Raw genomic sequence first — 20,970 nt, forward strand, 5'->3', positions numbered from 1 at the left:
CCGACCGCCGGGCCAGCGCCCGGGCGGCGTGGGCGTCCAGGTGGGCGGTGGCCCGGGCGGCCATCCGCTCGGCCACCCGGTGGGCGGCGGGGTGGTTGGCGGGGACCTTGTCCGGCGCGCCGGCGATCAGGTCGAAGAGCCAGGTGCGGGCCCGGTCCGCGCGCCGGTGGAGGAGTCGCTCGCGCCGGAGCGCCCGCGCCCTGCGGCGGGGGCGCGTGGCGTACCGCCAGCGGGCCCACGGGCTGCTCGGCCGGGCCAGCCGGATCGCGCCGATCCAGGAGAGGCCGGGGACCATGATGCCGAGCAGGCCGGTCCACAGCTTGCCCTTGATCAGCGTGATCACCGAGGCCAGGGCGTTGACCGAGATCACCGTGATCAGCCCCCACCTGGTCTCCTGACCGGGCACCACGCCGAGCGGCACGTAGCCGACCAGCAGCAGGGCGGTGAACAGGATCCCGAAGATCACCGCGTCCACCGACTTGCGGCCCTGCTCCCCCCAGTACACGTCGTCCAGGTGCAGGATCAGCGCGAACTCGTCCAGCACCAGACCGCAGCCGATGCCGAAGAGCAGCCCGAACACGTCGATCCACGGGTGACCGCCGTAGGTGGCGAACACCCCGATCCCCCCGACCAGCAGAAAGCCCAGGCCGAACACCATGTGGTGGATGTGCAGGCCGCCGGGCGTGACGTTGCCGGGCCACCACCTGACCTGGGCGCGGATCATCCGCACGCTGAACCGGATGAACACGAAGGAGGTGATGAACCCGACCAGCAGCAGGAACAGCGGTTGTTTGTGCGCGGCGACGATGTGCTCGCGGTAGCTGTCCAGCAGTGTCGTCATGGGTCTTACCTTCGTTCCTGGTCCTGCGTCCTGCCCGCCGTGACGTGGCCCGGAGCCCGACTCCGGCCCAACACCCCGTCCAACGGCCGGTCAGAAGCCCCGGGTGCGCTTGGCGGCCCGGCGGGGCACGACCGGGTACAGCGAGGGACGCTCGGCGCCGACGGGCAGCTTCATGAACAGCCGGGCGATCTCGCCACCGAGGTTGACCCCGATGGCCAGCGCCATCGCGATCGCGGCGGCCCGGGTGATCGACACCAGCCCGGCGCTGGAGTGCCCCTGGGCGAAGGCCAGCATCCCGAGGTAGAGCGCCGAACCCGGCATCAGCGGGCCGATCGCCGCCGTCACGTACGGCAGCGCCGAGCCGCTGCGGTAACGCGCCATCAGCTGGCCGAAGAGACCCACCAGACCGGCCGCGACGCCGGTGGCCACTATCGGGGAGACGCCGCCGTTGTAGACCAGCACGCCGTAGCTCGCCCAGCCGATGCCGCTGTTCACCGTCACGAGGGCGAGGGTGCGGCGGTCGGTCTGCAGCAGCATCGCGAACGCGAGGGTCAGCACGAGCGCCGCCACCATCTGGACCGGCGGGTAGCTGATCCCCACCAGGCTCTCGTCCGGCCGCAGCCTCGCCTCGAAGCCGACGCCCAGGTAGAGGATCAGCATCACGCCGATCACGATGCCCGCGACCAGGTAGATCACTTCGAGGAGGCGGGCGGCGGCGGTGATGTAGAAGCCGGTCAGGCCGTCCTGGACGGCGGCGACCAGCGCCCGCCCGGGCAGCAGCGCGAACAGGCCGCCGGTGATCACGACCGAGCCGCGCAGGCCCCAGTCGTTAAAGGACAGGATGATCCCGGAGGCGGCGGCCGGCATCGCCGCGGCGACGAACTGGTAGAACTCCGGCAGCCGGCGCCGGGCCAGCCCGGAGGCCAGCCGGTCGCCGAGCACGGCCGCGATGAACGCGCTCGCGAAGACCAGCCACCCCTTGTCGTCGACCCGCCCGCCGACCAGGAACGTCGCCGCGCCGGCCAGCAGACCGGTGGTCAGGGCGAGCAGCCAGGCCGGGTACGGGTGCCGGTTGCGCCGGATCTCGGCGAGCCGGCGGTAGGCGTCGTTGACCGTCACCTGCTCCGCCGTGATGTCCGCGACCAGCTCGTACACCGCGTTCAGCCGGGTGTAGTCGGAGGTGCGGCGGCGCACCACGCGGTCCGCGGTGATCGGCGGCTCGACCAGCGAGGGCTGGTGCGAGATGCCGATCAGGGTGAAGGTCACCTGCGGCTCGCAGTGGTCCAGCCGGTAGGCGTGCGCGATGCCGAGCATCGCCGCCTCGACGTCCTCGGCGGCCTCGCCGCTCGCCAGCAGCAGCTCGCCGATGCGCAGCGTCAGGTCGAGGATGCGGGGGACGTTCCGGGCCGCCGAGGGGTGCAGCTCACGGGCCGTCCGCTCGAAGGCGGGGCGCTCGGACATCGGGGTGCGCAGGAGCGTGCGCATCCGGTCCGGCCAGGGCGCCTCGCCGGGCGCGCCGGGGGTCAGCTCCGGGACGGGGATGCCGGTGGGCGGGGTGTAGCCGGCGGCCCGCCACTCCTCGGGCGTCAGGGTATCCTCGGCGACCGAGCGGCGGCGCGGGCGCGCTTCGGCCGGGGCGGAGGCGGTCGAGGACGTCGAGGACGTCGAGGACGTCGAGGACGTCGAGGTGGTCGAGGTGGTCGAGGCGGTCGAGGTGGTCGACCCGGCGTCCGGGGTCGTGTCCTCCTGCCGGGCGGCGGACGACCGCGAGGGCAGGGCCAGTGACGGCGAGAGCTGCGGCTGCGGAGCCACGGGCTCCGGGGTCAGCAGGCCCCTGGTCTCGGGGACGGGCGGGACGAGCGGCACGACGGTGGTCGGCTCGACGACCGGGGCCGGGTGGCCGAGCAGGCCCTCGGTGGGCGGCGCGTCGGAGGGGTGGACCGGCTGGACCGGCGGCGTGCGCCGCGCCTGGCGGGCCGCCCGGCCTCCCCTCGCCCGCTTGCCCCCGCCCGGTCGGCCCCGCTTCGGCACTTCCGCTCCTCGCCACCCCTGGTGGCACCGGGCCACCGATCGATCTCCGGTTACACCTTGCCTGATCGAACAGCTGGACGCACATGTACGTCGCGGCGGGTGACCTGCGCGGCAGGCTCCTACCCGGCGCGGTGGCCGGTGCCGGCGGACGCTCCGGAACGGCGGGCCCGGAGCAGTTCGACCGCCACCGGGATCACCGAGAGCAGCACGATCCCGACCAGGATCGCCTCGATGTTGTCCCGGACGAAGGGGATCCGGCCGAGGAAGTACCCGAGGACGGTGACACCGGCGCCCCAGAGCACGCCGCCGACCACGTTGAAGACCACGAACGTGCGGTAGTTCATCCTGCTCACCCCGGCCACGATCGGGGTGAAGGTGCGGACGATGGGCACGAAGCGGGCCAGCACGATCGCCTTGGGGCCGTGCCGGTCGAAGAAGGCGGCGGCCTTCTCGACGTTCTCCTGCTTGAACAGCCGGGAGTCGGGGCGGCGGAACAGGCCCGGCCCCACCTTGCGGCCGAACAGGTAGCCGACCTGGTCCCCCGCGACGGCGGCGGCCACGATCAGGGCGCAGACCAGCCAGAGCGGCTGGTGCAGGTAGGTGCCGCCGGCCACCAGCAGGCCGGTGGTGAACAGCAGGGAGTCGCCCGGCAGGAAGAAGCCGATCAGCAGGCCGGACTCGGCGAAGACGATGACGAGGATGCCGATGAGGCCGAAGGCGGAGATCAGGCTGGTCGGATCGAGCCAGGACGGGCCGAGGGCGATGCTGGTCACGGGGGCTCTCCTGGGGATCGAGTCTTGGCAATGGAATGGTAAAGCAATGACCAAGACTCGATCCGGGTGGAGAAGGTTCCCCGGGGCTTCGGGGGCCGGTCAGAGGCCGTAGCGTTCGACGATGTCCTCGTGGTGGGCCACGTCGGCGCCCGCCGCCTCGGCCAGGGCGGGCCAGGCCAGGGGGTGGGGCCAGGCGGCGGTGAGGCGGTGGAGCAGGGCGTCGGCCTCGGCGGCGGAGGCCGTCGGCGGCACGCCGAGGGCCGCGTAGACGCCGGGCAGCATGCCGTCCTCCTCGGCCGGGTCGGTGATGCTGTACTGCTCCCCGCTGTACGCCCACACCGCGTAGCCGGCCTCGCCCAGGCCGTCCCGCAGGGCGTGCCAGGCCTCGTCGCCGGGCCAGCCGCCGTCGATCCAGTAGGTCGTGTACCCCGCCGGGTCGAGCAGCGTCAGCATCTCGAACGCCGGCCGCCACCGCACCCGCTCGGCCTCGGGGGCCTCGTCCCCCGGCGGGGGCTCCAGCAGGGCCGGGGCGAAGACGACGACGTCGCCGTGGTTGAGCGTCAGGTCGTCGCCGAGGACCGGGAGGACCCGGGCGGTGGCCGGGCCGGTGCGCAGGGCGGGGAGGTCGGCGGTGGAGCCGTTGGTCCGGGTGGTGCGGACGGTGACCAGCTGCCACTCCTCCTCCACCGGGCCCTCGGGCTCGTCGAAGTCGATGCCGAGCAGTGCGCCGGTGGAGCGGACGGCGGCCCAGTCCCGGTTGGCGGTGGCCGCGGTGATCAGGTGCCAGAGGTCGGGCTGCTGGACGGTGCGGTGCAGCTCCTCCTCGGGAGTGCCCTCGACCGGCAGCGCGTGCTCCAGGAGCTCCTCGTACAGCCGCTGCGCGGTCGCGTGGTCGCCCAGTTCGGTGGCGGCGCCGGCGGCGAGGCGGCGGGTGTTGATCCGGTCCGGGTGCTCGGCCAGGATCGCCGCGCAGTGCTCGACCACCTCGGCCCAGCGGGCCTCGGCGGCGGCCCAGCGGGCGCGCACCCAGTGCCCGTCGGCCGGGCTGGTCGCGGCCAGCCGGTCGGCGAGGCGGCGCACGCCCTCGCCGTCCCCGGCGTCGATCAGTACGGCGCCGAGCAGGCCGGGCAGGACGGCGTCGGCCGGGTCGGCGTCCAGCCGCTCCCACAGCAGGTCGGCGGCGGCCCGGGCGTGGCCGAGCCGACCGAGCACGGCGGCCAGTTCGGCCGCGAGGGCGGTGGCGCCGGCCTGCTCACCCCGGTACCGGTCCAGGGCGACGGAGAGCAGGTCGGCGCCGGTCTCGTGGGGCACGCCCGTCTCGGCGAGGTGTGCCGTCAGCTCCCCCGGCGGGACGGGCAGCTCGGGCTCCGGCAGCGCCTCGGCGGCGGCCCGCAGCCCGGCCACCTGCGCGGCCACGCCGTCGGTGCGGCGCAGATCGGTGAGCTTGCGCTCGCCCGTCGCGGCGAGCGTGCGGGCCACCGTCCGGGCGCCGCGGGCGACGGCGAGCCGACCCGCCGCCAGGAGCAGGTCGACGCACGGGCGGTGGGCGCCGGTGCCGTCGAGGTGGCCGACCCAGCCGGCCAGGACGGCCCCGAGTTCGGCGTCGTTCTCCCAGGCGCCGGCGGCGGTCAGCAGCTCGACCGTCCTGGTCCAGTGCTCGCGCAGGTCGGCGTGGCGCTCGGCGTCGTCGCGGGCGGGCAGCAGCGCGAGGGCCTCGTCGGTGCGGCCGAGCGTGGCGAGCGCGCGGGCCCGCAGCAGGGCGCCCCAGAGCCGGTCGTTCTCGCCCAGGGAGCGCCCGGCGGTGCGCTCGGCGCGCTCGGCGGTGTCGAGCAGGCCGAGGACCTCCTCGCACCGGCCGAGCCGGAGCAGGGTGCCGACCCGGGAGTGGTGGTACTCCAGCGAGAGCCGCTGGCCGGCCGCCAGCATCCGGGCGCCGGCGGCGTCGAGGTGGGCCAGGGCCTCCTCGCCGCGGCCGTCGTCCTCCAGCGCGTCGGAGTACTCGCGCGAGAGGCAGTCGAAGCACGAGCGGGCGGGCTCGATCCGCTCCAGCGTCTCGCCGAGCACGGCGAGCCGCTCGGAGGCGTAGCCCGGTCCGTCCACCCGGGCGTGGCAGATCGCGAAGTCCTGCACCACGCAGACGGACTGCGGGCAGCCGGCCGTCTCCTCGCGGTGGGCGAACTCCAGCAGGTCGACCACCTCGGGCAGGGCCCGCTCGCCGTGGTGGCGCTTGTTCAGCAGGTTCTGCATCCGCCAGTGCCGCAGGTAGACCTCGACCCAGGGCAGGCCGAGCGCCCGGGCGGCGGCCAGCGCCTCCGGGAAGACGGCGTCGAGCTCGTCGTTGCGGCCCTCGTTGGCGTGGCCGGGCAGCGCGTAGATGGCCTCGGCCAGGCGGTGCTGACCCGCGTCGGCCAGCTGCCGGTGGGTCTCGTGCACCCAGGCCCAGATGTCGGTCGTCATGCCTCGTCCCCCTGCGTCGTGCTGATGAAGAGTCTGCCGGGCGCCACTGACACCCGGCCGGTCGGCGGTCGGTCGGCCGGCCGGTCCGTCACGCGTCGCCGGACAGCGCTCCGGGGCTGTCCGGTATGTCCGCCGGGCCGGCCGGGACGGCGGCGGTCAGGGCGGAGACGGCGGTGCCGACGCCGGCGAGCGCGGCGGTGAGGTCGCCGCCGGAGGAGCCGGTGGGCCCGGCCGCCGCCATGATCACCTTGAGCGAGCGGAGCAGCGAGGCCGCGGTGGCGCTGCCGGTGTGCCCGCAGCGGTACGCGTCGAGCAGGTCCCGCACGGCCGGGCAGGACAGGTTGAGGTAGAGCCGGGCCCGGACCTCGCCGTCGGTGCGGGCGGTGAAGGCCCGGGCGAGCCGCAGCGCGGCGGACGGGATGCGGGCGTCGGCCCGGTCGTCCTCGATCCGGGCCTTCAGCTCGGCCTCGCGGTCCGGCACCAGGACCAGCGGCAGGCCGGGCGGGTCGAAGCGGGCCGGTACCAGCTGCTCGCCCGGGTCGGCCAGCGCGCCGGCCAGCCAGGCCGCCTCCTCGGCGGGCAGCGGGCGCTCCGGGTCGCGGAACAGCGAGCGGTCGCCCTGCTCGCTGCCGAGCTCGACCAGCCGGCAGCCGCGCAGCTGGGCGTAGCGGCGCAGGAACGGCAGGACGGCGTACCGCTCGCCGCGGGCGATCGGCACCCGCATCGCCCGGTAGAGCATCTCCTCGAAGCCCCCGCCGCTGCCGAGCGCGACGTGCACCGCGCCCCCTCCGGCGGCGCGCAGGGCGCCCGCGGTCAGGTCGCCCTGGGAGGTGGGCACCGGGACGTCGTCGGCGAGCAGCGTGAACAGCCGGTCGTCGCAGAGCGCGGCGCCGAGGAGGTCCTGGCCGTGCCGGGTGAGGATGCGGCGCCAGGCGGCGGGCCGCAGCCGGGCGGTCTCGTACAGGCCGTCGACGATGGCGTCGGTGAGGGTCCGCTGGAGCGCGCGGTAGTGCTCGTCGCGCTGGAGGTCCTCGCGGCTGGCGGTGGGGGTGAGGCGGCTGGACTCGACGACGCCGCCGATGAACCCGGCCCAGCCGGGCAGGAGGTCGCGGGCGTCGTCGGCGAGCAGCATGCCGCGCAGGTAGACGGCGAGGTCGCGGTTGTCGCTGCTGCCGTAGGTGCCGCCGTCCTGGACCCACAGGAGGCCGATCGCGTCGGTGCCGCCGTCGACCGGCTCGACCGGGAAGGCGGTGAGCGGCTCGAAGTGGCGGCCGAAGGCGGCGGCGAAGCGCATCCGGGCCTCGTGCGGATCCCCGGCGGAGGGGCGGCGCCAGGGCACGTCGACGGCGTTGACGGGCTCCTCGTCGTCGCCGACGAGGACCGGGATCGGCAGCAGCACGCAGTACCGGGAGAGCACCTCGCGCAGGGCGTCCTCGTCGGCGAGGTGGGCGTGTTCGGCCTTGAGCGTCAGCTCGACGACCGTGCCGGGCTGCGGCCGGGCGGGCACCGGCTCGACGAGGTACTGCTGGCCGCCGCGGCTGCGGTAGCGGTGGCCGAGGCCGGGTTCGCGGTGGGAGGTGGTGGTGACGACGACCTCGTCGGCCACCGAGAAGGCGGACAGGAAGCCGAGGCCGAAGGCGCCGATCAGGTCCTGGTCGCCGGTGAGTTCGCGCAGCATCCGGGTGTAGCCGGTGCCGACGGTCGCGAGGTAGGCGTGGATCTCCGGCTCGGTGAGGCCGGCTCCGGTGTCCTCGACGGCGACCGTGCAGCGGACGGCGTCGCCGCGCACCCGGATCAGCCGGCGGTGGGCGCCGTCCGGGTCCTCCAGGAGGCGGCGGGTGTGCGAGTCGTGGGCGTTCTGGACGAGTTCGCGCAGGGCGACCAGCGGGGTGGAGTAGAGGTGCGTGGCGAGGACGTTCACCAGGCCGCCGAGGTCGACCTCGGTCGTGCGCAGATCCTCGGCCGGGGCGTGGTCGGGCGGGAGACCTTCAGACATGGGAACCCAGTGTGCCAGTGCGACTATCCGGCGACCATTTCTTTCTCTCTGACGGTGCCTGGTCAACTCCGTGTTGACCGGCGGGTGTTGTCGACCCCATTCGACCCCTCCACCAACTCTCCACCGCGCAGGAATACTTGACCGGAGATGTACGGGCCCGCCGACCCACCGGAAATGCCCGCACGATGACACCATCGGGGGAATTGCCACCCATTTGGTGGAGTTCGCCCGCTCCCCTGGTGAATGCTGATCACGCGACGTCAGGCAACGGCGCCACGGAGCGGCCACTCCGGATCGCGCCACATTTCGCAAGTCCAGCTCAGGGAGACCAGCGTGTCCCGTATTCGTGCAGCCGCCGCCGTCACCGCCCTCGGTGCCTTCCTCCTCGTCGGCGTCGGTGCCGCCACCGCACACGCCGACAACGCCGCCGGCGCGGACCAGCACTCCAACAGCAGCGTCGTGAGCAACACCGGCTCGAACAACATCATCGGCAACGTCCACGGGAACGTGGTCAGCACCCAGCAGACGGCCACCGGTTCGGGTGCGAGCAACCAGAACAACGGCCTCGCCGCGACCGGCAACGGCGGCAACATCGGCGCCCTGCAGGGCAACGGCAATCTCGACACCCGCGTGTACTACCCGCACGTCCTCTACTAGGCCGCGTCCACTGCCCTCGGCGCAGCCTGGCCCCACACGGGCCGGCTGCCCGCCCCACCAGCGCGGGGCGGGCGGCCGGCCCGGCCCCTTGTCCGGCCCCTTCGGGAGACGGCGCTCAGGACACGCCGAGGACGGCCCGGGCCAGCCGCAGGAGGCAGTCGCCGAGGTCCGGGCGGGCGCTGTGCGGGCGGTTCCGGACCCCGTCGTTGACCAGGGCGAACAGCGCGTGGACGCGGATCCTGGCCTCGGCCGCGTCGTACTCCGGCCGCACCCGGCGCAGCAGGCCGACCCAGGTCCGCAGGAAGTCCCGGCGGAAGTCCACCGCGACCCGGCGGTCGGGCGGGGCCAGCCGTTCCGTCTCGCTGAGCATCGCGCCCAGGTAGTCGCCGTTGCGCCGCGCGAAGCCGACGTACGCCGCCAGGCCGGCCGCCAGCGCCTCCTCCGGCCCGGCCGCGGCCGAGATCGCGCCCTCCACCTCGTGCCACAGGCGCTCGCGGCTGCGGACCAGCGAGGCGGCGAGCAGCTGCGCCTTGCTGTCGAAGTGCCGGTAGACGCTGGGGCCCGAGATGCCGACGGCGGCGCCGAGCTGGTCGGTGCTGACGTTGTCGAAGCCGCGCTCGTGGAACAGCCGGACGGCCGCCGCGAGCAGTTCCTCCCGCCGGGGCTGCCGCCCGGGGACGGCGGCGGGCGCGGCGCCTTCCCCGCTCCCGGAACCGGCGCCGTCGAAGGCCACCGCGAGGACGGCCGCGACCACCTCGCGCAGCACCGCCTCGGCCCGCCGGGGCTGCGGCGCCGCCGACTGGTAGGAGAGCCCGGCGCAGGCCGAGAGTGCCGACCAGCAGAGCAACTCGACGTCCGGCTCCGGCAGTTCCGGGCGCTCGGCGCGCAGGACGGCGGTCATGGCGGCCACGTCCGCCCGCAGTTCGCGGCGCAGGGCCGCCCGCCGGGCCGGCGGCAGCAGCCGGGCGTCGCGCTGCACGAGGGTGCCGAGCGGCCGGTGCCCGACGGCGACGGCGGCCAGTGCGGCGCCCAGATCGGCGGTGGCGCCGGCGGCGCGCAGCCCGTCGGCGAGCGCGTCCAGGCCGAGCCGGACGGCGCGGTCGAGGAGTTCGGGCTTGCCGCGGAAGTGCCGGTAGAGGGCGGGCGCGGTGATGCCGACGCCGGCGGCGACCTCGGTCATCGAGACCTGGTGGTAGCCGCTGCGGTGGAAGCGGTCGGCCGCCACCGCGAGGATCTGGGCGCGCCGCCCCGGGGGCCGTCGGACCACCATGCTGCCGCCCCTCCCGCAGTCCCGCCGCTGCCTGCCCGGTCGCCACGGCGCCCGGCCGGAACGCCGAGGGAAGGCTAGCAAGGATTCACTTGTCATGGCCCTCGCCCAACGGCCACCGGGCGTCCGGCGCCGCGCCGACCCTGGACAGCCGAAGCTACCCGGGATTAACTTGTGAGGCCATCACCAGGCAACACCTGGCACCTTCAGCTGCACCTTCAGCCGCGACCGGCACCACCGAAGGGAGCGCCCGCGTGCGCCGCACCGTGTTCACCGAGGACCACGAGGCCTTCCGGGAGACCATCCGGGACTTCATCGCCAACGAGGTCGTCCCGGTCTACGAGAGCTGGGAGGCCGACGGCCACCCCCCGCGCGACTTCTACCGGCAGCTCGGCGCGCTCGGCGTCTACGGCATCGAGGTGCCGGAGGAGTACGGCGGCGCCGGCGAGAGCGGTTTCAAGTACCAGGCGGTGGTCGCCGAGGAGGTCGCCCGCGCGGGCGTCAGCTTCGGCTCGTCCGGGGTGCACACCGGGCTCGTGCTGCCGTACCTGCTGGAGTACGCCACCGAGGAGCAGAAGCAGCGGTGGCTGCCCGGCTTCGTCTCGGGCGACATCATGACGGCGATCGCGATGACCGAGCCCGGCGCCGGCTCCGACCTCGCGGGCATCACCACCCACGCGCGCCTGTCCGAGGACGGCACCCACTACGTCCTCAACGGCGCCAAGACCTTCATCACCGGCGGCGTGCTGGCCGACCTCGTCCTGGTCATCTGCCGCACCTCCCCGTACGACCCGGAGAACCGCCGGGCCGGGCTCTCCATCCTCTGCGTGGACACGGACTCCGAGGGCTACACCGTCGGCCGCAAGCTGCAGAAGATCGGCCTGCGCACGTCGGACACCGCCGAGCTGGCGTTCAGCGACGTCAAGGTGCCGGTGGAGAACCTGCTCGGCGAGGAGGGCAGGGCCTTCGCCTACCTGACCCACAACCTCGTGCAGGAGCGGCTCGCGATCGCGGTCGGCGCCTACGCGGCGGCCGCGGCGGCGGTGCGGTTCGCGGTGCAGTACGTCAAGGACCGCAAGGTGTTCGGCAAGGCCGTCGCCGAGTTCCAGAACACCAAGTTCACCCTGGCGGACTGCGAGGCCCAGGTGGTGGCGCAGCAGTCGATGGTGGACCGCGCACTGGAGCTCTACCAGCAGGGCGAGCTGACCGTCGCCGACGCGGCCGCCGCGAAGCTGTTCTGCACCGAGTCGGCGTCCACCGTCATCGACAAGTGCCTCCAGCTGCACGGCGGTTACGGCTACATCCTGGAGTACCCGATCGCCCGGCTCTACACCGACAACCGGGTCTTCCGGATCTACGGCGGCACCAGCGAGGTCATGCGCAGCATCATCGCCAAGTCGCTCGGCCTGTAGGCCGGCGGCGGATCCACGACTGCGGCGGGCCGCATCCCCATGGCGGCCCGCCGCACCCCGTCCGGCGCCGGTGCGGCGGCTGCGCCGGACGGGTGAACGTCAGTTCGGCGAGCCGTGCTCGGTGCGCCAGGCCTGCCAGCCGGCGGCGGAGGCCACCCGGGCCTCGTGCATCGCCCGTTGGGCCAGGGCGGTGGGCGGGGTCTCCCGGCTGCGCACCCAGTCACGGCCCGCGGTGGCCAGCGCCACGCACACCATTGCCACCCCGGCCGCGCCGAGCGCCGCGCCGATGCCCGTGAGCATCGCGCCGCCGGTCAGCAGCGAGCGGTTGACCCGGAACCCGCTGAGGTAACTCTCGTTGGTCGCCATGCCTCCACGATGCGGGCACCGCGCGGGGCCCGCACGCCGAGCGGCTCCGGGTGCGCGAGCCCGCGCGCCGGGCCGCCCCGGGTGCACGGGGCCCGCACGCCGAGCGGCTCCGGGTACACGGGGCCCGCACGCCGAGCGGCTCCGGGTGCGCGAGCCCGCCGCGTCCGCCAACCTGGGCTGACAGGCAGGAGGACGCCGCGATGCCCGATCTCGAACAGCTCGCCGTGGAGCACGCCGCGAAGGCCGCCGAGAGCCCGCACGGGCGCAGCGCCCACCTCGTGCTGCACGACGGGGTGCTGCGGCAGACCGTGATCGCCCTGGCCGGCGGCACCGCGCTGGACGAGCACACCCCGCCGACGGCCGGCAGCGTGCAGGTGCTGCGCGGCCGGGTCGCGCTGACGGTGGCCGGGCAGCACCAGGAGCTGTCGGCGGGCCAGTTGGCGCCCGTTCCGCAGGAGCGGCACGGGCTGCTGGCGCACGTGGACTCGGTGGTGCTGCTGACGGTCGTCACGACCTGACGGCCACCACGCGTGCGGTCAGCGTGCGGTCCGTGCGGGTCAGTGCGCGGCGGACTCCGGCACGCTCGCCGCGACCAGCCGCAGCCCGCGCAGGAAGTCCCGCCCGGACGGGGCGAGTTCGGGCGCGGCCAGCCACTGGGCGACGGACCCGGCCAGGAGGGCCTGGTAGAAGGCGCCGCGGGCGAGTTCGTCCGCGGTCTCCGGCACCTCGGGAAGCCCCTGGAACAGCGCGGCCAGGCCGAGCCGGCCCTCCTTCTGCGCCTCCGAGAGCGCCTGCGCCAGCTCGGGCGCGTGCCCGGCCTGCGCGAGCGCCTCGAACTGGGACGCCCAGAGGCCGCGGTGCTCCTCGAAGACGGCCTTGAGGCCCTCCCACACCGCGACGAAGCGCTCCTCGGGGTCGCCCGTGGCCTCGTTCGCGGCGTTGACCACGGCACCCAGGGCCATGCCCATCTCGCCGATCGCCTCGATCATCGCCGCGTTGAGCAGCGCGTCCTTCGAGCCGAAGTGGTAGCCGATGGCGGCCAGGCTGACGCCGGAGGCGGTGGCGACGTCCCGGGCGGTGGTGCGCCCGTAGCCCTTCTCGTACAGGCAGCGCTTGGCGCCCGCCATGAGGTCTTCGCGGTTTCCCATGGTCCCGATCCTACGGAAGGACTGCACAGCTGTCTTGCACTTACGTCTGACACTTTCGTCTCGCACAAGTGATTTATACATCCGTACTAGACAAGCGTCTGAAACGCTCGTACGGTACTTCCCATGACCGCAACCACCGGCCGCGCAGGCCGTCGCGAATGGCTCGGCCTGGCCGTCCTCCTGCTGCCGACCCTCGTCCTCGCCATGGACATGGGCGTCCTCTTCTTCGCCGTCCCCTACATCTCCACGACGCTCGCCCCCAGCGGCACCCAGCAGCTGTGGATCATGGACATGTACTCGTTCCTGCTGGCCGGCCTGCTCATCACGATGGGCGCGCTCGGCGACCGGATCGGTCGCCGCCGGCTGCTGATGATCGGCGCCGCCGGGTTCATCGGCGCCTCGCTGCTGGCCGCCTGGGCCGACAGCGCGTGGCAGCTGATCGCCGCCCGGGCCCTGCTCGGCACGGCCGGGGCGACCGTGATGCCCTCGACGCTCGCGCTGATCCGCAACATGTTCCACGACCCCAAGCAGCGGCAGGCCGCGCTCGGCGCCTGGGGCGGCGTCCTCACCGCCGGCGCCACCCTCGGCCCGGTCGCCGGCGGCCTGCTGCTCGACCACTTCTGGTGGGGCTCCGCGTTCCTGCTCGCCGTCCCGGTGATGGCCCTCGTGCTGGTCGCCGCCCCCGCGCTGCTCCCCGAGTACCGCGCCACCGCCCGCACCGGCCGCTTCGACCTGCCCGGCGCCGCGCTCTCGACGGCCGCGATCCTGCCGCTCGTCTACGGCGTGAAGACCCTCGCGGTGGACGGCTGGAGCCTGCTGCCCGCGCTCGCCGTCCCGGCCGGACTGCTGCTCGCCGCCGCGTTCGTGTGGCGCCAGCGCACCGCCGCCGAGCCGCTGCTCGACCTCGGCCTGTTCAGGATCCGCACCTTCAGCGGGGCGATCAGCGTCAACACCGTCGCGATGTTCGCGATGATGGGCTTCGCCCTCTTCACCTCGCAGTACCTGCAGCTCGTCAAGGGCATGAGCCCGTTCACCGCCTCGCTCTGGTCGCTGGTGCCGAGCGTCGGCGTCGGCGCGGCGGTCGGCCTCGGCTCGGCGCTTGCCGGGAAGGTCCGCCCGGCGGTGCTGATGAGCGGCGGGTTCGTGATCGGCTCGGCGGGCTTCGCGATGATGACGCAGGTCGGCGCGGACTCGCCGCTCGCTCTCATCCTCACCGCGGCGGGCGTGCTGGCCGCCGGCACCGTCGGCACCATGACGATGACCGCCGAGATGGTCGTCTCCGCGGCCCCCGCCGAGCGGGCCGGCGCCGCCTCGGCCACCTCCGAGACCGCCGTCGAGCTCGGCAGCTCGCTGGGCATCGCGCTGCTCGGCGCGGCGGGCGCCGCGGTCTACCGCCACCAGCTGGACGGCGCCCTCCCGGCGGGCGTGGACGGCGAGGCCGCCCGCGCGGCCCAGGACACCCTCGGCGGCGCGGTCACCGTAGCCGCGCACCTCCCGGGCCGGCTCGGCGCCGACCTGCTGGACACCGCCCGGGGCGCCTTCACGGACGGGCTGCACGTGGCGGCCGTCGTCGGCCTGGTCTTCACCCTCGGCGCCGCCGCCCTGGCCTACCGCCTGATGCGCCACCTCCCGGCCGCCGCCCCGGCCGCCGCCCCGGCCGCCGCCACCCCGGAAGCCGCCTCCGAGGCCGTCAACGCCTGAGCCCCCCACCGGCCGGTGCCAACGCGCGTCATCAGGAGCCCTCGCCCACCCGGGCGGGGGCTCTTCGCCGTTCCAGGGAACCGATTAGGCTGACCACTGCCCCGCGTCGGCCGGTGCCCATACCCCTAAGCGCCGGCCCGTTGTGGAGGGGACCAGCCGTGTTCGAGCCGGGCCGGGGCGGGGGTCGTCAGCCGTTCCCCTGGTTGCGGAAAAGCGCCCCGCGGGCGCCGTCCCGGGTGCCAAGGTGGGGCCATGGTTGCTGATCACACGCGCGTGCGCGGGAGTTACGACACGGTGGCGGAGGAGTACCTCGAACGGATCGGGGACGAGCTGGCGCACAAGCCGGTCGACCGGGCCCTGCTCTGGGTGGTCGTGGCGGAGGCCGCCGGCGGGGTCGTCGCGGACCTCGGGTGCGGGCCGGGGCACGTGGCGGGGTGGCTCGCCGGGCACGGCGCCGAGGTCGTCGGGATCGACCTCTCCCCCCGCATGGTGGAGCTGGCCCGCCGCGAGCACCCGAAGGCCGAGTTCCGCACCGGCGACCTGCTCGACCTGCCCGCCCGGGACGGCGAGTTCGCGGCGGCGGTGGCGCTCTACTCGGTGATCCACCTCGAACCCGGCGAGCTGGCGCCCGCGTTCGCCGAGATGCGGCGGGTGCTGCGGCCCGGCGGCTTCCTGCTGGTCTCGTTCCACCTGGGCACCGAGGTGCGGCGGCTGGACGAGTGGTGGGGCCACCAGGTCGACGTGGACTTCCACTTCCTGCAGACGGACGCCGTCGTCGCGCACCTCACCGCCGCCGGGTTCGCCGTCGAGGCCCGGCTGGAGCGCGAGGGCCTGCCCGAGGAGGCCCCGACCCGGCGCGGCTACCTGCTGGCCCGGCGGACGGACTGACGCTCCACCCGGGGGTGGAAGCCCGCGCGTCCACCCCCGGGTCCGTGCGGGGCCGGGCGGGCAGGAGGACCGTGGTGGGTACGCGGCCCCCGTTGCGAGGCCCGTGCCCTGGTCCACGAGCGTCAGGAGCCCCACCATGTCCCTGCCGAGCCTGCTCTCCGTCCTCGGTGTCCTCGCCTGGGCCGGGTACGAGCTGCTGCTGCGCCGCCGCGACGACTCCGCCGCCGGCACCTGGCGCGCGGACGACCGCGACCGCGGCTCGACCCGGCTGCTGCTCGCCTGCTACGCCGCCTCCGTCCTGGTGATCGTCCTCCTCGGCCGCGCGTCGGTCGGCGAACTGCCCGTGTGGGCGCGCTGGTTCGGCGTCGCCTTGATCGCCGCCGGGCTGGCCCTGCGGGCCTGGGGCATGCGCACCCTGGGCCGCTTCTACACCCGCACCCTGCGCACCGTCGACACCCAGGAGGTCGTCCGCACCGGCCCGTACCGGCTGATCCGCCACCCCGGCTACTGCGGCAGCCTGCTGGTGTGGACGGGCTACGCGCTCGGCCTGGGCAGCTGGCCGGCCACCGTGGTCGTGTTCGCGCTGCTGCTGGCCGCCTACGGCTGGCGGATCGCCGCCGAGGAGCGCCTGCTGGTGGCCGCCCTCGGCCCCGCGTACGCGCAGTACCGGCGGGAGTCGAAGCGGCTCGTCCCCTTCGTCTACTGAGCCCCGCTGCTGAGCCCCGCCCCTGCGACCTCCGACCGTGGCCCGCGACCGCGACCTTCGGCTGTGACGTTCGACACCCCGGTCGGGACACACCGGCCGGGACCACGGCACTCGCGGTCCGCTTGAGCGGCACCCGCTTTTCGGCCAGCGTTTCCCGGCCGGTGTATCCGTTCCGCACCGGGGCCAGGCATACTGGCCGGACGGGTACTTTGCCCTCCCGTGACTCTAGACAAGAAGGGACCGGTGGCCAGGGATGCTGCGGAACGGTCTTGAGCCCTGGCACATCTTGGTGGTGCTGGCGGTCGTAGTCCTGCTGTTCGGATCGAAGAAGCTGCCGGAGATGGCCCGTGGCCTCGGCAAGTCGATGCGCATCCTGAAGGCGGAGACGAAGGCGATGCGCGAGGACGACACCCCGGCCGAGGCCGCGGGCACCGCGCAGAGCACCGCCCAGCAGCCGGCCGACCGCCCGGCCGTCACCCCGACGAACGTCACCAAGGCGACCGAGACCCCGCGGCCCGAGACGACCGCCTGAGTCCCGTCGGACCTTCCGGAGGCCCCCGGCACCGTCACCGCGACGGCGCCGGGGGCCTCCGTCGTTCCCGGACGCCCCCGACTGGCCGGTCACCGTGATCCGTTGTCTCCTGGGAGGCACCGACCGGACGAACGGAGTCGTGGCATGCCGACCGACGGGCCGGGCGCCTCCCCTGACGAACCGCCCGGCGAACCACCCGACGAACTGGCCGACCTGCGGGCCCGGCTGAGCGCCGTCGAGGCCCACGAGGCACGGCTCGCCGAGGAGTTGCGGGCCCGCCCGCCGCGCCACCGGGTGCGGTCCGCGTTCGCCGTCCTGCTGGTCCTGCTGGCCTGCCTGCTGACGCCGCTCGGCGCCGTCGCCGTGTGGGCGAAGTCCGAGGTCTCCGACACCGACCGCTACGTGGCCACGATGGCCCCGCTCGCCCGGGACCCCGCGATCCGCGCCGCCGTGACGAACCGGGTGACCGACGAGATCGTGAAGCAGCTCCCCGTCGACTCGCTGCTCGACGACGTCGCGCCGGACGACCGGCCCGTGCTCGGCGCGCTGCTGGGCAGCATCGGCCAGGCCCTCGGCGACGGGATCGCCGGGTTCGTCCACACCCAGGTCCAGCGCGTCGTGGACAGCGACGCCTTCGCCACCGTCTGGACGGACGCCAACCGGGAGGCGCACGCCGCGATCGGCCGGATGCTGACCGGGCAGGGCGGCGGCGCCGTCGAGCTCAAGGGCAACACCGTGGTGCTCGACCTCGCCCCGCTGATCGCCCGGGTGAAGACGGCGCTCGTCGACAACGGGCTGTCCATCGCCTCGAAGATCCCGGAGATCCACACCTCGTACACGCTGGTGCAGTCCGACGCCGTCCCGAAGGTGCGCACCGGCCTGCGGCTGCTCGACGTGGCCGGCTTCTGGGTGCCGGTCCTGGCCGTGGCCTGCGCGACGGGCGGAGTGCTGCTGGCCGTCCGGCGCCGCCGGGCGGTGGTCACGGCGGCGCTCGGCGTGGCCGGCGGGGCCCTGCTGCTGGGCATCGGGCTGAGCGTCTTCCGGGCCGTCTACCTGGACGCGCTCCCGGCCGGCGTGGACCAGGCTGCCGCGCACGCCGTCTACGACACCCTCGTGCGCTACCTGCGCTCCGCCGTCCGGGTGGTGGTCGCGCTCGGGCTGCTGGTGGCGCTGGGCGCCTGGATCAGCGGCTCCGGGCGCCGGGCCGGGACAGTGCGCGGGATGTGGCGGGCCGGACTGGGCGCGGTGCGGCGGGTGGCCGAGCGGGCCGGGCTGCGGCTCGGGCCGGTCGGGCGCTTCGTGCACCGCTGGAAGGCATGGCTGGGCTGGGCGGCGGTCGCGGGGGCGGCACTGGCCTTCGTGCTGTGGGACCGTCCGACGGCGCTGGTGACGCTCTGCCTGGCGCTCGGGCTGATGGGCGTTCTCGCGGTGCTGGAGCTGCTGGACGAGCCCGGACGGAGCAGACGGACGGGCGCCCAGGGGGCGGCCGGGGGAGGCTGAACGGGATGTCCGAGAACCCGCCGCCACCTGCCGACGTACGGGCCTGGTACTGGCTGCTGGGCTCGTTCACGCTGCTGATGGTCGGGTACTTCACGCTGCCGCTGGAGTGGTTCGGCGACCGTCGGCCGGTGGTGAGCTGGGGGGTCTTCGTGGGGGCGCTGGCCGGGCTGACGGGCACGCTGGTGGCCAAGATCGTCGGTGTGATGCGCGGGACGGCGAAGCGTCCGGTGGTCTGGCTGATCTTCCTGATCTGCCTGACGATGACGATCTACGCGGCGACGTACTACGTGCTGGGCGCGCGCAAGGCGGAGTTCAACGGGCTGGAGACCCGGCTGGACGCGCTGTACTTCACGGTCGTGACGATGGCAACGGTCGGGTACGGCGACATCACGCCGTCGGGGCAGGCGGCGCGGCTCGTGGTGGTCCTGCAGATCGGGTACAACTTCGTGTTCCTCGCGACGGCGGCTGGCACGCTGTCGCGGGCGATCCGGTCGAACGTCGAGAACCGGATCCGACGGCAGGGCTGATCGGGCGCGGCGGGCCTGTGCACGCGACCCGCCGGGCGTCCGGTCGGGTCAGTCGTCCTCGTGGGGAGGGGTCGCGCGCAGGGCGGTGACGACGCCGAGGACGACGGTGGCGATCGCGAGGGCGAGGAGGACGGCGAAGGCCGCCGCGATCAGGAACCGCACGGGGTGCCCCGCTCCCGGCCGACGTCGAGGAGGAGGGAGAGGAGGTTGAGGAGGGTCGAGGCGGGGGCCGTGTTGAAGCGGACGAGGACTCGGCCGTCGATGGTCTTGTCGGTGCAGGCGGAGGGGAAGATCAGGCCGAACTCCTTGCCGCGCTCCTGGACTTCGGCGAGCAGGGTGCGGATGTGGTCGTCGCTGTAGCCCCGGATCCGGGGATCGGTCGGCAGCATCGGGCGCCGGCGGCGGGCGGCCATCAGGCGGCGTCCAGCTCGCACTCGAACCACACGGACTTGCCGCGCTGCTGCGGGTCGACGCCCCAGCGGCGGGAGAGCCCGGCGACGAGCTGGAGGCCCCGGCCGGACTCGGCCAGTTCGGGGAGGGAGCGCTGCTGGGGGAGGGTGGGGCTCTCGTCGGCGACGGAGACCCGGAGGGTGTTGTTGATCGCGATGATCTCGACGACCGGGGCGGGGGTCTCGCCGTGCCGCCAGGCGTTCACGAGGAGTTCGGCGAGGGCGAGTTCGGCATCGGCGATGGCGGAGGGCGGCCAGCCGGCGCGGGTCATGGCGTCGCGGAGGGACTGGCGACAGATGGTGAGGGAGGGCGTGTTGAGGTGACGCATGGGAGAACTCCCGAGGCGTGGAGGAGAAGGACGGATACGTCACCGTGAGCCAGGTCAGATGGAGGCATGACTGCTCTGCGGTGCGACGGAATAGCGTTACTGACGACCCGTCGGATCGATGTGACATCGACCATAGCGCACGCGGTCTTCATATGAAGACCTTCGCGAAGAACTTCCCTCCAACGTGGGGCACACTGGTCTTACTGCCCGCAGAGAGGACGACATGGCCCTTCGACCTAACCCGACCTTGCGTCAACGTCGGTTGGGCACCGAGCTGCGAAGGATGCGGGAGCAAGCCGGCATTGGCGGAAGCCAGCTGGCACGCGAACTCGGCATCCACGCCACCCAGGTCACGCAGATGGAAAGCGGGAAGAGCGGGATCAGTGCCGAACGGCTGAGGACCATCGCCACCGTGTGCATGTGCACCAACCAACCGCTGATCGACGCGATGGCGAACATGGCCTCGGAACGCGGGAAGGGCTGGTGGGAGGAGTACCGCACCACCCTGACCGTCGACTTCCTTGAGGTGGCGGAGCTTGAGGGTCACGCGGAGCGGATCTCTTTCTGCAATACCGTCTACCTGCCCGGCCTGCTCCAGACCAAGTCCTACGCATCTGCGATGTTCGCTCGACTCGTGCCTCCCCTGCCTCCACAGGAAGTCGAGACCAGGACAACCTTCCGACTCAGGCGCCAGGAAGTCGCCGAAGCAACTCCAGTCCGGGCCTTCATCCACGAAGCTGCGCTCCGCATGCAGTTCGGGGGACCCCTGGTTCTCATCGATCAACTCGCTGCGCTGCTGGACGACTCGGAGCGACCCGGACTTTCCATTCGAGTGGTGCCCTTCGCCGTTGACACCTTCCCAGGCGCCGGTGAGAACCTGACTTACGTCGACGGGCCGACCCCCGAACTGGACACGGTCCAGATGGACGTCGCCCCAGGCACGCTGTTCTTTGACTCGCCTGCCAACCTGGCCAAGTACCGAACCATCTTCAGCCGCTTGGACGACACTGCCCTCTCCGAGGAACAATCGTGCGACTTCATCCGATCCATCATGAAGGAGATGAAATCCACCTATGCCTAGCTCGGAGTGGCAGAAGTCCAGCTACAGCGCCTCAGGCAACGAGTGTGTCGAAGTCCGTGGGACCGGCGGGGCGATAGAGCTCCGCGAGTCCGACGACGGCGAAACCATCCTGCACACCACCCCCTCTGCTCTCGCCGCGCTCCTCCGCGCCATCAAGGCGGGCGAACACACCCGGTAGCGGCCTGGCCCGCAGCGGGGCTCCCGGCCGGCGCGCGGTGCCCGAAAAGAATCTTCGCGGGCCGCGGCAACCTTTCCGAGGGCGGTGACAACTGGGTGGTGTCCGGACAGGCGGTCTGGTCAAAGGCACCG

At 73.6% G+C, this 20,970-nt stretch carries 21 protein-coding genes; 11 read left to right on the forward strand and 10 right to left on the reverse strand.

Annotation, left to right across the window (positions count from 1 at the left end; all coding sequences use genetic code 11):
- The 5 genes from ACFVU9_RS13970 to ACFVU9_RS13990 all read right to left on the reverse strand — a co-directional run.
- A partial coding sequence (locus ACFVU9_RS13970; protein WP_387593262.1) for a hypothetical protein occupies positions 1-841 on the reverse strand: 841 nt, incomplete at its 3' end.
- A 90-nt stretch (positions 842-931) separates the two neighbouring features.
- Complete coding sequence (locus tag ACFVU9_RS13975) at positions 932-2,872, reverse strand: threonine/serine exporter ThrE family protein (protein WP_387593265.1); 1,941 nt, start codon at positions 2,870-2,872, stop codon at positions 932-934.
- 119 nt (positions 2,873-2,991) lie between these two features.
- A complete protein-coding gene (locus tag ACFVU9_RS13980; RefSeq protein ID WP_380435738.1) occupies positions 2,992-3,645 on the reverse strand; it encodes a DedA family protein in 654 nt (217 codons plus the stop codon).
- A gap of 99 nt (positions 3,646-3,744) precedes the next feature.
- Positions 3,745-6,102, reverse strand: coding sequence for a hypothetical protein (locus ACFVU9_RS13985; RefSeq protein WP_387593268.1), 2,358 nt, complete (start codon positions 6,100-6,102; stop codon positions 3,745-3,747).
- An 88-nt stretch (positions 6,103-6,190) separates the two neighbouring features.
- On the reverse strand, positions 6,191-8,098 hold the full coding sequence (locus tag ACFVU9_RS13990) for an ATP-binding protein (RefSeq protein ID WP_387593271.1): 1,908 nt from the start codon (positions 8,096-8,098) through the stop codon (positions 6,191-6,193).
- 333 nt (positions 8,099-8,431) lie between these two features.
- Between ACFVU9_RS13990 and ACFVU9_RS13995 the strand changes: the two genes are divergently transcribed.
- Positions 8,432-8,755 (forward strand): hypothetical protein, encoded by a 324-nt coding sequence (locus ACFVU9_RS13995; RefSeq protein WP_380435732.1) that lies wholly within the window; start codon positions 8,432-8,434, stop codon positions 8,753-8,755.
- Between the two features lie 115 nt (positions 8,756-8,870).
- Here ACFVU9_RS13995 and ACFVU9_RS14000 read toward each other — a convergent pair whose 3' ends face one another.
- Positions 8,871-10,025, reverse strand: a complete 1,155-nt coding sequence (locus ACFVU9_RS14000) for a TetR/AcrR family transcriptional regulator (protein WP_387593274.1) — start codon at positions 10,023-10,025, stop codon at positions 8,871-8,873.
- 251 nt (positions 10,026-10,276) lie between these two features.
- Between ACFVU9_RS14000 and ACFVU9_RS14005 the strand changes: the two genes are divergently transcribed.
- Positions 10,277-11,434, forward strand: a complete 1,158-nt coding sequence (locus ACFVU9_RS14005; protein ID WP_380496732.1) for an acyl-CoA dehydrogenase family protein — start codon at positions 10,277-10,279, stop codon at positions 11,432-11,434.
- A gap of 99 nt (positions 11,435-11,533) precedes the next feature.
- On the opposite strand, the gene ACFVU9_RS14010 is transcribed toward ACFVU9_RS14005, so the two are convergent.
- Positions 11,534-11,800 carry a hypothetical protein gene (locus ACFVU9_RS14010; protein WP_380435726.1) on the reverse strand — a complete coding sequence of 89 codons (267 nt, stop codon included), beginning with the start codon at positions 11,798-11,800 and terminating at the stop codon, positions 11,534-11,536.
- 200 nt (positions 11,801-12,000) lie between these two features.
- Between ACFVU9_RS14010 and ACFVU9_RS14015 the strand changes: the two genes are divergently transcribed.
- The gene (locus tag ACFVU9_RS14015; protein ID WP_380435724.1) at positions 12,001-12,318 is read left to right on the forward strand and encodes a cupin; all 318 of its coding nucleotides are present in this window, start codon (positions 12,001-12,003) and stop codon (positions 12,316-12,318) included.
- A 39-nt stretch (positions 12,319-12,357) separates the two neighbouring features.
- On the opposite strand, the gene ACFVU9_RS14020 is transcribed toward ACFVU9_RS14015, so the two are convergent.
- Positions 12,358-12,948, reverse strand: a complete 591-nt coding sequence (locus tag ACFVU9_RS14020; protein ID WP_380496731.1) for a TetR/AcrR family transcriptional regulator — start codon at positions 12,946-12,948, stop codon at positions 12,358-12,360.
- Between the two features lie 123 nt (positions 12,949-13,071).
- Between ACFVU9_RS14020 and ACFVU9_RS14025 the strand changes: the two genes are divergently transcribed.
- The 6 genes from ACFVU9_RS14025 to ACFVU9_RS14050 all read left to right on the forward strand — a co-directional run bounded on the left by ACFVU9_RS14025 (position 13,072) and on the right by ACFVU9_RS14050 (position 18,802).
- A complete protein-coding gene (locus tag ACFVU9_RS14025) occupies positions 13,072-14,649 on the forward strand; it encodes an MFS transporter (RefSeq protein ID WP_387593279.1) in 1,578 nt (525 codons plus the stop codon).
- Positions 14,650-14,901: 252 nt separating this feature from the next.
- Entirely contained in the window at positions 14,902-15,537 is a 636-nt protein-coding gene (locus ACFVU9_RS14030; RefSeq protein ID WP_380435718.1) for a class I SAM-dependent methyltransferase, read from the forward strand.
- A gap of 136 nt (positions 15,538-15,673) precedes the next feature.
- On the forward strand, positions 15,674-16,243 hold the full coding sequence (locus ACFVU9_RS14035; protein ID WP_380508933.1) for a methyltransferase family protein: 570 nt from the start codon (positions 15,674-15,676) through the stop codon (positions 16,241-16,243).
- Positions 16,244-16,496: 253 nt separating this feature from the next.
- Complete coding sequence (tatA, locus tag ACFVU9_RS14040) at positions 16,497-16,775, forward strand: Sec-independent protein translocase subunit TatA (protein WP_380435714.1); 279 nt, start codon at positions 16,497-16,499, stop codon at positions 16,773-16,775.
- A 144-nt stretch (positions 16,776-16,919) separates the two neighbouring features.
- Positions 16,920-18,275: a hypothetical protein gene (locus ACFVU9_RS14045; protein WP_380508936.1), complete on the forward strand. Its 1,356-nt coding sequence runs from the start codon at positions 16,920-16,922 to the stop codon at positions 18,273-18,275.
- A gap of 5 nt (positions 18,276-18,280) precedes the next feature.
- Positions 18,281-18,802, forward strand: coding sequence for a potassium channel family protein (locus ACFVU9_RS14050; RefSeq protein ID WP_380435710.1), 522 nt, complete (start codon positions 18,281-18,283; stop codon positions 18,800-18,802).
- Positions 18,803-18,951: 149 nt separating this feature from the next.
- Here the strand turns inward: ACFVU9_RS14050 and ACFVU9_RS14055 are convergent, their stop codons facing one another.
- Positions 18,952-19,215 (reverse strand): hypothetical protein, encoded by a 264-nt coding sequence (locus ACFVU9_RS14055; RefSeq protein WP_380508939.1) that lies wholly within the window; start codon positions 19,213-19,215, stop codon positions 18,952-18,954.
- Positions 19,215-19,580 (reverse strand): ATP-binding protein, encoded by a 366-nt coding sequence (locus ACFVU9_RS14060; protein WP_380435706.1) that lies wholly within the window; start codon positions 19,578-19,580, stop codon positions 19,215-19,217. The genes ACFVU9_RS14055 and ACFVU9_RS14060 overlap by 1 nt, the downstream gene beginning before the upstream one ends.
- A gap of 262 nt (positions 19,581-19,842) precedes the next feature.
- Between ACFVU9_RS14060 and ACFVU9_RS14065 the strand changes: the two genes are divergently transcribed.
- Together ACFVU9_RS14065 and ACFVU9_RS14070 are read left to right on the forward strand one after the other, a co-directional pair.
- Positions 19,843-20,661, forward strand: coding sequence for a helix-turn-helix domain-containing protein (locus ACFVU9_RS14065; protein ID WP_380508942.1), 819 nt, complete (start codon positions 19,843-19,845; stop codon positions 20,659-20,661).
- Positions 20,654-20,839, forward strand: coding sequence for a DUF397 domain-containing protein (locus ACFVU9_RS14070; RefSeq protein ID WP_380508944.1), 186 nt, complete (start codon positions 20,654-20,656; stop codon positions 20,837-20,839). The genes ACFVU9_RS14065 and ACFVU9_RS14070 overlap by 8 nt, the downstream gene beginning before the upstream one ends.
- Positions 20,840-20,970: the final 131 nt, after the last annotated feature.

Source organism: Kitasatospora sp. NPDC057936, assembly GCF_042887525.1.
Taxonomy (GTDB): Bacteria; Actinomycetota; Actinomycetes; order Streptomycetales; family Streptomycetaceae; genus Kitasatospora.